The organism is Brachyspira hyodysenteriae ATCC 27164, assembly GCF_001676785.2.
GTDB lineage: Bacteria > Spirochaetota > Brachyspiria > Brachyspirales > Brachyspiraceae > Brachyspira > Brachyspira hyodysenteriae.
Genome location: NZ_CP015910.2, coordinates 2,632,039 through 2,646,088 on the forward strand (window position 1 = coordinate 2,632,039; position 14,050 = coordinate 2,646,088).

The following is a 14,050-nucleotide window of genomic DNA, read 5'->3' on the forward strand; positions in this document are numbered from 1 at the left end:
TTAACAAATAAAATTATACAAATTTTTTATTCAAACACTTGACTTTTTTTTTGATTATTGTATAATAATAATCACTTCGCTGGTGTAGCTCAATTGGTAGAGCAGCTGATTTGTAATCAGCCGGTTGCGGGTTCGAGTCCCATCACCAGCTCATTTTTTTTTAACGTATTCATTTTTCAATAATTTCTCAATACTAAAAATATTTAATAATTAAATGATTCTATTTCGATAATATATTGCAAACTAATAGTTAGGATATGATTGTATGTTAAAATTAAAAGATCTTATAAATAAAAAAGGTTATTTTATAATAGCTGAAGCCGGATGCAACCATGAAGGCGATTTAAATACGGCAATAAAACTTATTCAGGAAGCAGCCAAATCCGGTGCTGATGCTGTGAAATTTCAAAGCTTTACACAAAAAACTTTATTTGCAGCTAAAGAATATACTAAGGCTTTAAAATTAAAAGATGATGCCTTAGAAAATGTTGATAATATCATATTAAAAAAAGAATGGTATGAACCTCTAATAAAAGAAGCTAAAAAAAATAAAATCATATTTATAACAACTCCTTTTTCTATAGATTCTGTAAATGACATTGTTTCATATGATATACCTATAATAAAAATAGCATCATGCGATATAGACAATATACCTTTGCTTGAAGCTGTTGCTAAAACTCAAAAACCTGTAATACTTTCAACAGGACTTGCTTTAAATAAAGATATTAAAGAAGCCTTAAAAATATTAAAAAAGAATGAAGTAGCATTATTACATTGCTCTGTAGAATACCCTACTCCATTGGAAAATGCAAGACTTAATAGAATATCTGTAATGAATAAGCTATTCAAAAATAATATAATAGGATATTCAGATCATACAATAGGTATTGAGGCTCCTATTATAGCTATTTCTTTAGGTGCTAAAATAATAGAAAAACATTTCACTGTAACACCTGAAAAAGAAACAGGAGATCATATCATAAGTTTAGAAACAAATGCTATGTCTGAAATGATAAAATCTATTGATAAAACATTAACTATGCTTGGAGGAAGTACTGCAAGTAAAAAAGAACATGTATTAAGCAAACAAGAGAAAAAAGAGCTTGTATATGCTAAAAGAGGTATTTATTTAAGTCATGCTATGCTTAAAGGAGAGATAATCACAGAAAAAGATTTAATTGCTCTAAGACCTTGTGTGGGAATACCTGCTAAATATTATAATAAGGTTTTAGGTATGAAATTAAAAGTTGATAAAAAATCAAATACTGCTTTAAGTTTTAAAGATTTAAAAAAATAACTTGAAATAAAAAATATTTTATGATAAAGTTTATATCGAAATAAGGAATGAGGTCTCCTTAAATTATTTAATTAATTTATTAAATAATTAAACCGCTTATATTTATTTTTTTATATAAAAGCTGATGACTTCTGCAAATTTTTATGATTTTTTATGATTATTAAAGAATAAATAAAAATCTTTAATAATTAATATATGGATTTGCAGATTCAGTTTTTATATTTTTTTTTCAACTAATAATAATCTAATAATTCATATACTCATAAAAAATCAAATACTAATAAAAAAGGATTATATATTTATGCTTCTCAGTTTAGCTTTGATATTTTTATGCGGAATGATACTCGGAAAAATATTCTCAACTTTAAAACTTCCTTCTCTTTTAGGACTTATAATCACAGGTATAATACTAGGTCCATACTGCTTTAATTTGCTTGATAATTCAATACTTTCAATATCAGCAGATTTAAGAGAATTAGCACTAATAATAATATTAACACGTGCCGGACTTAATCTTGATATAGAAGATTTAAAAAAGGTAGGTAGACCTGCAATACTTATGTGCTTTGTTCCTGCAACATTTGAAATAATAGGAATGATTTTAGTGGCTCCAAAACTTTTTGATATAAGTTTATTGGATGCTGCTTTAATGGGTTCTGTTGTTGCTGCTGTATCCCCTGCTGTGCTTGTACCTAAGATGCTTAAACTCATAGATGAAAAATACGGTACTAATAAAAGCATACCTCAATTACTAATGGCAGGAGCTTCCGTTGATGATATATTTGTAATAGTATTATTTACATCTTTTACTTCTCTTGTAAAAGGAGGAAGTATATCCTATCTTGATTTTATAAAAATACCTACTTCAATTATATTTGGGCTTTTGTTGGGAATTATTATTGGTTTTATATTATCTAAATTCTTTACTAGATTTCATATAAGAGACAGTGCTAAAGTAGTGATAATACTAAGCATATCATTTATACTTATAAGCATAGAAAATTCAATATCAAATTTATTCGGCGGTATTATAGGAATATCAGGACTTTTAGCCGTTATGAGTATAGGAGTATATCTAAAAAAATCAAAAGAAGAATTATCAAAAAGACTTTCTTTAAAATATTCTAAACTTTGGGTAGCTGCTGAAATTATGCTTTTCGTACTTGTAGGTGCTGCTGTAAATATTAATTATGCTATGAAAGCAGGTGCATTAGGAATTATATTGATATTTGCTGTTTTGATATTCAGAATGTTTGGGGTGCTTGTATCATTAATAAAAACTAAACTAAATAAAAAAGAGAGAATATTTAGTATGATAGCATATTGTCCTAAAGCAACAGTTCAGGCTGCAATAGGTTCAATTCCTTTATCATTAGGTTTTGCTTCAGGAGAGATTATACTTGTTATAGCAGTTCTTGCCATACTTATAACAGCCCCATTAGGAGCTTTTGCCATAGATGCTGCCTATAAAAAATTATTAGTGCATGAATAAATTAATAATATATACTAAAAAATTTTTAAGTTTGTCAATTTTTTTATTCAACTTTTTCTCGCCGCAAAAAATTGCTGCCGCAGGCACGCTTCGCGAAAGTGCAAGTATAAAATTAGTACTAAATAATACTAATTTTTTCTTACATGTAAGATAAAATATTAAATTTAAGATAAAATATAGCCTTTTTGCTTCTCGCCGCAGGCGGGCTTCGCCTGTGGCAACAAAAGAAGTGGGGTGCGGGGCAAAGCCTTGCAAATATTTTAAATTTAAAAAATTTATTTTTGACAAAATGTAGTTATTTAGGTATATACTAAAAAATAATTAAGGGTTTGCATTTTAATAAAAAATCAAACCCTTAACATATATTATAAAAAACTATTTTCCTGTAACATTTATAGTATCATAATTAGAGAAATCATTTTTACTTTCTAAATCTTTTTTCTCATAATCTTTTAGAGGTATTTTATTTCTTATAGCAGCATAAACAGTAGGCACTATTATAAGAGTAAATGCTGTTGAAACTAAAAGCCCACCTAGTATAGCAATAGATAAAGGCTGATACATCTCATTTCCGCTTCCTCCAGATAATGCCATAGGTAAAAGTCCTAATATAGTTGTAAGCGTTGTCATAAGTACAGGTCTTAATCTCCTAGGTCCTGATTCTAATGCTGCTTCATCTCCATTAATATTTTTTTCATGCATAAGCTGATTCATATAATCTATAAGTACAATACCATTATTTACTACAATACCAATCAAAACAATAAATCCTATTCCGCTGTATACGCTTAAAGTTTGTCTTCCTATAAATAATGCTAATAAAGAACCGGCGAAACCAAATGGTATTGCTAATGCTATAACGAAAGGAGCAATAAAAGATTCAAACTGGCTTGCCATTATCGCATAAACTAAAACTAATGCTAATATAAAAGCTTGAATAAGCTGTAAAAATGCTTCTTTCATATCCTCAAAATCTCCGGCATAATTAATAGTAAATCCTGAAGGAAGAAATACTTTTGATGAAATATTTTCCTGAACATCCTGCATTATTTCGCTTAATGCTCTATTATAAGCTGATGCTTTTATAGTTGTTATTCTTGTACTGTCTTTTCTTTCTATTTCTGTAGGTCCATAGCTTTTCTCTACAGTTGCTATTGATGATATAGGTACTATTCCTGCTGTTGTAGGTATCATAAGTCTTGATATATCATCTATTTTTAATCTGTCGGGCTCACCTAACTGAACATTAACATCTATATCTGTAACATCCGAATTAGCAGGAGTCATAGTTGTAGCTGTTGTACCTGCAAAACTTGTTTTAATGATATTTGCTATAGTATTTACATTAATACCCATTTTAGCTGCTATCTCTCTATTAACATATATTTTAAGTTCAGGATTAGAATCATCTCTTGTAAGTCTTGGCTCTCTTATGCCTTCTATACTTGATATTGCATTTATTATATTATTTGCTATCTCTGTAGACTTATCTAAATCATCTCCTACAAGTTCAATTTCTATTTCCTGTCCTCCTGTTCCTCCATCTCTTCCGCCGCCGCCTATAGCAGAAGTAGTTATTGCTGATATATTAATTTGAGCCGGATATGATACTAATGCATTTCTTGTTATCTCTATATATTCATCAACAGATAGTTTTCTTCCTTCACTTTTTTCTCTAAGCTGCACTCTTATTTCTGCGGCATTCTCTTCAGAACCTGATTTTACTCTAGACTGCATTCTGTCAAAATCCTCTCCTATAGCATCCTGTATATTGCCTTCCATTCTTGTAATGAAAGCCTGTGTTTGTTCTGATTTAGTACCTACGGGCATTTTTACTTCTATTTTAAATTGTCCTTCATCCGAAGTAGGAAATCCTTCTTTACCTATAAAAATTAAACCTAATATTATTATTACAAATACTACTGATAATGAAGAGATAAATACTTTCTTTTTATTTTTTATAGAATAGCTTAATAAATTAGAATATAAGTTATTAATTTTGCTATGGAATTTATCATTAACAAAATTTTCTATAGGTATTAAAAATTTAGTTTTCTTATTTGTTACAAGTCTAGCACCAAGCATAGGAACTATTGTAAGAGCAACGAATAAAGAACCTATCATTGAAACTGTAACTGTAATACATAAATCTCTAAATAATTGTCCTGTTTGTCCTTCAACGAAAAGGAAAGGTAAGAATACCGCTATAGTTGTAAGAGTAGAAGCAGATATTGCAAGAGCCACTGTAGAAGTACCATTTATAGCTGATGAATATTTACCATATCCATTATTTCGATAATAAAATATATTTTCCAAAACTACAATGGAGTTATCAACCATCATACCAATACCTAAAACAAGCCCTGATAATGATATGATATTCAAAGTTATTCCCATAAAATACATCAATGTAAATGTAATGATAATAGATATAGGAATTGAAACTGCTATTATAGAAACTGTTTTTACATTCCATAAATAAAGCATTAATATTATAACAGCAAATAATCCTCCCTGCCAAGCTGTATCTAATACTCCGTTTATAGCTTCATTTACATTATCAGCACTATTAAATAATATTTCATATTCTACGCCTTCAGGAAGATTAAGATTAGCTAATTGTCTTTTTACTGCTTTTGATACATTAACAGAATTTCCGCCTGATTCTTTATTAACTGATACTGATATTGCAGGCATTCCATTGATTTTTACTATCTCAGAGTCATCGCTGTAGCCCTGATAAACTCTTCCTATATCTTTTAATTTTATAGGAGTATCATTTGTTTTTAAAGCCACAACAGTATTTTCAATATCTTCCGGAGTGGTAAACTCTCCCATAGTTCTTAGAGTATATTTATAAACTCCTTCATAAGTATCACCGCCTGATAGATTCTGATTTTCTGATGATAAAAGAGAAACTATACTGTTAATATCTATTCCATAAGCATGAAGTCTATTTAAAACTAAATCGACTTTCATCTCAGTTTTAAGTCCGCCTCTTATTTCTGCCCTTGCTACTCCTGAAGCCTGTTCTATTTTATTTAATATCTGATTATCTATTAATGTATATAATGCTCCTAAATTATCTGTACCGAAAAAGGCTATTTCCATAATAGGAGTCATATCTGTAGAAAACTTAAGTACTGTAGGGCTGTCAGCATCATCTGGAAGCGAATTTTTTATTCCGTCTATAGCCTCTCTTACATCTGCTGTAGCAACTGCTAAATCTGTACCCCAATTAAATTCTATAAATACGCTTGACTTACCTTCCTCTGAAGTGGAAGTTATTGTATTAATATCGCTTACTGTGGCAACTGCATTTTCAACTATTCTTGTAACTGATTTTTCTACTTCTTCAGGTCCTGCATTCTCATACTCTGTACTTACTGTTATATAGGGAAGCTCCATATCCGGTAAAAAATCAACTGCTAATTTACTTAAACTTACAAACCCTAATATCAATACTGCTATCATACACATAAAAACCGCTACGGGTCTTTTTACTACTAATTCTATAAAATTTCTCATTCTCTTCACCCTGCCTTTTATATAGCATACTATATATATTAAACTCTTTATTTTAGACGAATAATTCTAAAAAAAGTTTCAATATAAACTATTTTTTTATCAATATAATTATTTTATTTTTCAAAAGATTCTAATTCATTACATAATTTTATAAAATCTTCATAAACTTTTATAGACTGCAAATATCTTAAATCTATCATATATCCTGAATCAATATGCTTAAAAAACTCAGCATCCCAAAGTTCTGTTTCAATAAAACCTTTTTTATAATCATATTTATAAGGTTCAAATTTAAACATGTAGGTTCTAAAATATTTAACTTTAGCAAAACATAATTTATATATTCTGAATAATATACCTATAGAATCATTCCTATTCAAAAATTTGTCAGTAAATATTAATGTTTTATGAGAGTTTTCTTTTTCCTGATACCAAGAATCTCCCTCTTTGATAAGATCATATTTTTTTATTATATTTTCTTTGTCAGCGGTATAGAGAGAAGTAAAATCATAATCATATACTACTTCTTTATGAATGAAATCTATACAATCGCATGCTATATAAAAATAACTGTTCATATCATCTGCTTTAATTTTTATCATTATAGAATATTTACCGTTAATAACATTTTTATATTTTTTAATTACTTCTTCAATTTCATCATTACTGCATAAATGAAATATATCATATTCATTTGGACATGCATTAAAATACTTTGAGCATTGCACAAAAGATGCATTTTTAAAAATAATCTCAACAATATGACTGCAGCTTAAATCATTTCCGCCTACTATATGCAAGTTTTCATTATAATTAGAAATCATAAAATCAAGCCACATATTATTTTTTATTGATTTATTTATATTTTCTATCTTCTCTTTTGCTGTCAATATATTAATTTCATCTATATAATTTTGAAATTCTTTTTCCATATATTTAAAATTTGTAAAAGCTACCTTATCATCATGCATAAGTACTTTTATACATATAGCATCATTATATGATATATAAAATAAATATTTTTTTTCATCGTTAAATAATAAAAAACCTTCATCTGATTGCTCTATTTTAGCATTTATTTTTGATTTTATATGTTTCATAAGTGAAAACATTGCATTTTCATCATTACTTTTATTATCATAAAGAAGTTTTATTGTTTTTGATTTACTGTCTAAAAAAACTATTTTATACATCATTATACCCTATTATATAAAAATACATTAATTTCATTATAATATAAATATTTTATTTTTTAAAGTGTGAAAAGATAAAATCATTTTAGGAACTTTTTAATAATTCATTCGTCTAAAAGAGAAATAATCAAATTAAGAGGTTCATATTATGAAAAAAATAATGATTATTGCAATATTAATTTTTAATATATATAATTTATATGCCGATGAACATTTTATAATAAATGATTCTTCTATAAAAGTATTAACTGATGCCGGAGTAGATATAAGCTTAGAAAAAAAATACACTATAAATTCAATCACAAAAAAATACTTAAAAGATGCTAGAAAGATTTTATCTGAAATAAACGAAATCAATATAAAAATAAATGATGAGTTTAAAAAAGAAAATGTGGATTTAGGCAGTGTAAAACAGTTAATATTTGAAAAAAAGGCTAAGGAAGCTGACTTTGATTATACTATAATGTCATGCGACTTGGACATATTGTCATTATTTTCAGATAATGAGATAAAAAAGATAAAATATTATATTATTTTTAAAAAATAGCGGGAACTTTTTATATAGTAATTTCGTCTAATAAGGAAAAGATAATATAATATTGAAAGTTATGGAGTGATAAGGAGAGTTTATGAATAAAATATTTTATACTGTATCTTTGATATTATTATTATCTTTTTCAATTTTTGCACAGCCTGGTCCTAAAGGTCCTGGTCCTCATGGCCCTGGATATGGAAGAAATAGAAGAGGCGGAGAATTTGATAAAAGATTAGGACATGATCCTTTACAGTTTTTTAGAAAAATTGGTATAACTCTAACTGATGAACAGGCTGAAAGAATGTATGATATAGCCATAAAATTCATTACAGAAGAAGAACCTATCAGATTAGAAATAGAAAGAATAGAAAACAGCATAAGATTGGAGTTAATGAAAGACAATACTGATAGAAATGCTATTAAAGAGCTGATAAAGCAGAAAAAAGAACAAGAGGCTTTGAGAGATTATTTAAGGATAGTTAGAGATTTGGATATTATAGCCGTTCTTACTCCAGAGCAAAAAGCTCAGCTAAATAGTTGTATGATGAGATAGGAATTTTATAAGGATAAATATGAGCAGTGCTATGGCTTATGAAGATAATATAGATGCATTCAAAACAGGTAATGAGGAAGCTTACAAAGAGCTTATAGAAATGTATAAAAAACCATTATTCAATTTGGTTTATTCTATCATTTCTAATAAAGATGAAGCTGAAGAGATTGTGCAGGATGTTTTTGTAAGTTTTTATATAAAAAGAGAAAGTTTTGAAGGAAGAAGTAAAATATATACTTGGCTTTACAGAGTTTCTTTTAACAGGGCTGTTGATCATATAAGAAAAAAAGAAAGAGAAAAAAAATACAGATTAAAAGAATATAGAAATTCTGAAGTACAGGAATCAGGAAATGATGACAGCATACATAAAATAATATTAGCCGAAGCTTTGGAAAAATTGGAAGATGATTTCAGAATTCCGCTTATGATGGCTGAATATGAAAATTATTCTTACAATGAAATATCTGAAAAATTAGATCTGCCGGTTAATACTGTCAGAACTAGGATATTCAGAGCTAGAAAAAAACTTCTATCTATTATGAAAAAAATGGGGGTGAGCTTATGAAAAATAATCATGAATATTATGAAATGCTTATCAGCAGACATAAGGACAATGATTTAGATGCTAATGAAATTTTTGAAATGGAAAAACATTTAGCTTCTTGTAAATCATGTCAGAAATTCAGAGATGAAATCAATTCTATGTCATCTATACTTTTAGGTATGTCAAATATCAAAGTAAATAAAAAGCCTGCAAGTATTTTCAACAAAAAGAGAGTCATAGCATCTATAAGTTCAATAGCTGCTGCTTTATTAATATTTGGTGCGGTAAGTACAATATATAATAGTAATAATATTTCAAGCGATTCATACAATGATGCAAAATTAATGGTTGCTGATTTGAATGATTCTATAATAACAACAAGTATAGATGATTATGATACATATACAGAAGAATATGCTCCTTTATCAAGTTATTTTAGTTACAGCGATCTTGATCCTGAAACAGATGCATCATCTGATGATAATAATAATGAGGAAATATCTCTAATGTCTGCATATATTTACTATATGGGTAAATAACGCATGCTAAATAGGCAAAAAATATAAAATAATTATAATTCATAGTAATACTATATATTAAAAATAACTAGGCATGCGTTTAATAAAGTTATAAATCTAATACCAGCTTGGGTGGGCAATGCTTTTTCTTATGAAAATAAAAAAACAATAACAATTATATTTATAATAACGTAATAAATATAAAGGGCGGGGAATTAGAGTAAATTCCAAATTTATATCAAATTTTAGAAAGTTTCTTCACAGTAGCAGGAAGTAATTTATGTTCTTCTACTAATACACGTTTTTGCAAAACTTCAGGAGTATCATCTTCTTTTACCTCAACCTTAGTCTGCATTATAATATCTCCTCCATCTATAGTATCAGTAACATAATGAACAGTACATCCGGATTCTTTTTCTCTATTTTCAATTACAGCCTCATGAACATGAATACCATACATTCCCTTACCGCCATATTTAGGCAGAAGAGACGGATGAATATTTATAATTTTTCCTTCCCATTTTTTTATGAAATCACTGTCTACTATTGATAAAAATCCTGCCAATACAACCAAATCTATATTAGAAATCTCTTCATCTATTTTTTTGAATAAATCTTTTTTATATATTTTTCTATCTAATAATACAGCTTTTATTCCAGCATTTTCAGCAATATTAAGTCCGCCGCAATCTCTATCAGCAATAACTATATCTATTTTATAATAATCATTATCCTGTGAATCTATCAAAGATTTTAAATTACTTCCGCCTCCGGAAATTAAAACAGCTACTCTAAGCATATATCACTCTTATCCTCATTATCATTCTTAGCAATATACCCTATTTCATAAGCAGATTCATTTTGCTCTTTCAAATCATTTATAATATTATCTTTATCTTCTTTTGAAGCTATTATAACGAATCCTATACCCATATTGAAAGTATTATACATCTCTTCTTCTTTTATATTACCCAAATACTGAATATAATTAAATATTTTAGGTGTTTGGAAACTATCTTTTTTAATTACAGCCTTATATCCCTTAGCAACAGAACGCGGAACATTTTCTATTAAACCGCCTCCTGTAATATGAGCCATACCTTTAATATTATATTTTTCTAATAAAGGAAGTACTTTCTTCACATATATTTTAGTAGGTGTTAAAAGAGTCTCTCCTATTTTTTCACCTTCATATACAGCATTATAATCCCTTACAAGTTTTCTTATAAGTGAATATCCATTACTATGAAAACCAGAAGAAGCTATACCTATAATAGCATCTCCTTCGCTAACTTTAGAACCGTCAATTATTTTATCTTTCTCTACAACTCCAACACAAAAACCAGCTATATCATAATCTCCGTCTTTATAAAAACCAGGCATTTCGGCAGTTTCTCCGCCAATTAAAGCAGCACCAGCCTCATAACATCCGTCAGCAATACCTTTAACTATTAAAGCAGCAGTTTCTCCATTTAACCTTCCGCATGCTAGATAATCCAAAAAGAAAATAGGCTTAGCACCATGACAAAGTACATCATTAACACACATAGCAACAGCATCTATTCCAACAGTATCATACTTCTTCATAGAAAATGCTATTTCTAATTTAGTGCCTACTCCGTCAGTTCCTGATACAAGTACAGGATTATTATATTTACCAAGTTCATACAAAGCACCGAAACTTCCTATATTATTAAGTACATTTGTATGCATAGTTTTAGCTACAACTTCTTTCATCAGAGATACAGCTTTATATCCCTCTTCTCTGCTGACTCCGCTGTCTTTATAAGAAACTCCCATAAATAATTCCCTTAATTTAATAATTTAAAAAATTAGAAAAAATGTCTATTAAGTATACCAATATTTTATATATTTACAAGAAATTTTTTTTATATTTATAAGAATCAATATAAAATAATATCATAAATAGTTTATTATTATTGAAATAATAAATACTGCATTCAATAATTAAGAATACTAATAAAAAAGGCAATACATTATAAAATGCATTGCCTATTATTTCATTAAAAATTAATATTATAAATCTTGAGCTATTTCTTCAATTTTGAATATCTCTAATACATCGCCCTTTTTAATGTCATTAAAGTTTTCTATAGAAGCACCGCATTCATAACCGCTGGCAACCTCTTTAACATCATCTTTAATTCTTCTTAAACTAGAAATCTTGCTTGTATAAATAAGAACATTATCTCTCATCACTCTTACACCAGCATTTCTTTCTATTTTACCATTAGTTACATAACATCCGGCAATAGTACCAACTTTAGGTACATGGAATACATCTCTAACCTCAACAGTACCAATATCAACTTCTTTCTTAAGTCTTTCAAGAGAACCTTTCATAGCATTTTGAATAGCCTCTATTGCCTCATAAATAATATCATATCTTTCTATAGGTATTCCAAGTTTTTCAGCTAATTCTCTAGCCTTTCCGGAAGGACGAACTCTATAAGCTATAATAATCGCATTAGATGCATGGGCTAAGTTTACATCACTTTCAGTAACCGCACCTGATGCACTATATATTGAAACGAATCTTATTTTATCACTTTGTATTTTATTTAAAGCATCTCTTAAAGCTTCAGCACTGCCCTGAACATCAGCTTTAATTATTACTTTGAACTCTTTCATAGATTCGGAAGCTATTTTCTCATAAAGGTTTTCTAATGTAACTTTAACATTAGCCTTTAAAGCTTCCTGCTGTTTTAATTGAACTCTCTTATCAGCTATAGCCTTAGCTTCTTTTTCATCAAGCATAACATTGAATGATTCTCCAGCTTCAGGTGTCTTTTCAAAACCCAAAACCTCAACAGGAGTAGAAGGCAAAGCTTTTGTAACTCTCTGTCCTAAATCATTAACCATAGCACGTACTTTACCAACTGAAAGTCCGCATACAAAATAATCGCCTATTTTTAAAGTACCATTTTGTACAAGTACAGTACCTACAGGACCTCTTCCTGGATCAAGTGAAGCCTCTAATACTATACCTATTGCCTCTCTATTAGGATTAGCTTTTAATTCGAGCATTTCAGCCTGTAATATAATAGCCTCTAATAAATCATTAATACCTTGTTTTGTCAAAGCACTTACGCCTATATACTGAGTATCTCCTCCCCATTCTTCAGGAGTAAGACCATACTCTGATAATGCTGCTTTTACCTTATCCATAGTAGCATTAGGCAAATCCATCTTATTAACAGCAACTATTATAGGTACATTAGCCTCTTTAGCATGATTCAAAGCTTCAACTGTCTGAGGCATAACTCCGTCATCTGAAGCAACAACAAGTATTACTATATCAGTACTTTTAGCTCCTCTTGCTCTCATCATAGTAAATGCAGCGTGTCCAGGAGTATCAATAAAAGCTATTTCTCCGCTAGGTATTTTTACTTTATAAGCACCGATATTTTGAGTGATTCCGCCGCTTTCTTTAGAAGTTATATTACTATGTCTTATAGCATCAAGAAGAGAAGTTTTACCATGGTCAACGTGTCCCATTATTGTTACAACAGGAGGACGAGGTCTTAAATCTTCTTCTCTATCTTCTTTTATTTCGATAGTTGCTTCTTCCTGTAAAGATATAACATTAACTTTACATCCGAAATCATCTGCTATAATTGTGGCAGTATCTGAATCTATTATATCATTAACTCTAGCCATAGTACCCATACCCATAAGTTTGGATATTATGTCAGAAGCTCTTAAATTCATCTTTTTAGCTAAGTCGCCAACAGTAATAGTCTCCATTATACTAATTTCTTTTTCAACACTTGCAAGTCTTTGCTCCTGCTGACGTTTTTTAGCCTGAAGTTTATTGAATATTTTATTCTCCTGTCTTTGAGCTGCCTCTGCTTTAGAATCTTTTTGAGATGATTTTTTATCATACTCTTTATCTTTTTTATCGTAATCTCTTTTCTTATTATCTTTTTTATTGTCTTTCTTGAAAGAAGATACATCTTCAACAGGAGTTTCCATAGGAGAAGAATCTTTGTATGATTTATTTTCTTTAAAATCTCTATTTTCTCTATTATGAGAATAATTTTTATTCTTCGATTCTTTATTATCTCTGGTATCTCTATTTTCTTTTGATATATTATTTTTTTCAGGAATATTATTATTGTTATTATTATCCTGTTTCTGACTATCAGGCTTATCCGATTTATTATGTATTATTATTTTCTTTTTTACTATAACTTTTTTTACTTTCTTAACAGCTGCTGCAGCTTGATTATCATCATTATTATTGTTATTAGATGCATTATTTTTCTTGATAATAACTTTTGGTTTATTATCAGCTGCAGAGCTTTCCTGATTTAAATTTTTTTCATTATTCTCATTTTTTTGAGACATTCTTTTCCTTTCCCAT

11 protein-coding genes and 1 tRNA gene are annotated in these 14,050 nt (G+C 28.7%); 7 read left to right on the forward strand and 5 right to left on the reverse strand.

Annotated elements, in window-relative coordinates:
• The first annotated feature begins 78 nt into the window (after positions 1 to 78).
• The 3 genes from BHYOB78_RS11495 to BHYOB78_RS11505 all read left to right on the forward strand — a co-directional run bounded on the left by BHYOB78_RS11495 (position 79) and on the right by BHYOB78_RS11505 (position 2,792).
• Positions 79 to 151, forward strand: a tRNA-Thr gene (locus BHYOB78_RS11495).
• Between the two features lie 114 nt (positions 152 to 265).
• A complete protein-coding gene (locus tag BHYOB78_RS11500; protein ID WP_020064790.1) occupies positions 266 to 1,300 on the forward strand; it encodes an N-acetylneuraminate synthase family protein in 1,035 nt (344 codons plus the stop codon).
• Between the two features lie 301 nt (positions 1,301 to 1,601).
• A complete protein-coding gene (locus tag BHYOB78_RS11505) occupies positions 1,602 to 2,792 on the forward strand; it encodes a cation:proton antiporter (RefSeq protein WP_020064789.1) in 1,191 nt (396 codons plus the stop codon).
• Positions 2,793 to 3,167: 375 nt separating this feature from the next.
• Here the strand turns inward: BHYOB78_RS11505 and BHYOB78_RS11510 are convergent, their stop codons facing one another.
• Positions 3,168 to 6,320, reverse strand: coding sequence for an efflux RND transporter permease subunit (locus BHYOB78_RS11510; protein ID WP_020064788.1), 3,153 nt, complete (start codon positions 6,318 to 6,320; stop codon positions 3,168 to 3,170).
• A 113-nt stretch (positions 6,321 to 6,433) separates the two neighbouring features.
• Positions 6,434 to 7,513, reverse strand: a complete 1,080-nt coding sequence (locus tag BHYOB78_RS11515) for a hypothetical protein (RefSeq protein WP_020064787.1) — start codon at positions 7,511 to 7,513, stop codon at positions 6,434 to 6,436.
• Between the two features lie 148 nt (positions 7,514 to 7,661).
• Between BHYOB78_RS11515 and BHYOB78_RS11520 the strand changes: the two genes are divergently transcribed.
• The 4 genes from BHYOB78_RS11520 to BHYOB78_RS11535 all read left to right on the forward strand — a co-directional run bounded on the left by BHYOB78_RS11520 (position 7,662) and on the right by BHYOB78_RS11535 (position 9,684).
• Positions 7,662 to 8,060, forward strand: a complete 399-nt coding sequence (locus tag BHYOB78_RS11520; RefSeq protein WP_012670955.1) for a hypothetical protein — start codon at positions 7,662 to 7,664, stop codon at positions 8,058 to 8,060.
• Between the two features lie 82 nt (positions 8,061 to 8,142).
• Positions 8,143 to 8,601 (forward strand): Spy/CpxP family protein refolding chaperone, encoded by a 459-nt coding sequence (locus BHYOB78_RS11525; protein ID WP_012670956.1) that lies wholly within the window; start codon positions 8,143 to 8,145, stop codon positions 8,599 to 8,601.
• Between the two features lie 19 nt (positions 8,602 to 8,620).
• Positions 8,621 to 9,166, forward strand: a complete 546-nt coding sequence (locus BHYOB78_RS11530; RefSeq protein ID WP_008727808.1) for an RNA polymerase sigma factor — start codon at positions 8,621 to 8,623, stop codon at positions 9,164 to 9,166.
• Positions 9,163 to 9,684: a zf-HC2 domain-containing protein gene (locus BHYOB78_RS11535; RefSeq protein ID WP_020064786.1), complete on the forward strand. Its 522-nt coding sequence runs from the start codon at positions 9,163 to 9,165 to the stop codon at positions 9,682 to 9,684. Before BHYOB78_RS11530 ends, BHYOB78_RS11535 begins: the two co-directional genes overlap by 4 nt.
• A gap of 217 nt (positions 9,685 to 9,901) precedes the next feature.
• Here the strand turns inward: BHYOB78_RS11535 and purN are convergent, their stop codons facing one another.
• From purN to infB, 3 genes are all read right to left on the reverse strand, one after another.
• Positions 9,902 to 10,462 (reverse strand): phosphoribosylglycinamide formyltransferase, encoded by a 561-nt coding sequence (purN, locus tag BHYOB78_RS11540; protein ID WP_020064785.1) that lies wholly within the window; start codon positions 10,460 to 10,462, stop codon positions 9,902 to 9,904.
• Complete coding sequence (purM, locus tag BHYOB78_RS11545; RefSeq protein WP_012670959.1) at positions 10,450 to 11,463, reverse strand: phosphoribosylformylglycinamidine cyclo-ligase; 1,014 nt, start codon at positions 11,461 to 11,463, stop codon at positions 10,450 to 10,452. Before purM ends, purN begins: the two co-directional genes overlap by 13 nt.
• Before the next feature lie 237 nt (positions 11,464 to 11,700).
• The gene (infB, locus tag BHYOB78_RS11550; RefSeq protein WP_012670960.1) at positions 11,701 to 14,034 is read right to left on the reverse strand and encodes a translation initiation factor IF-2; all 2,334 of its coding nucleotides are present in this window, start codon (positions 14,032 to 14,034) and stop codon (positions 11,701 to 11,703) included.
• Between the last annotated feature and the right edge of the window lie 16 nt (positions 14,035 to 14,050).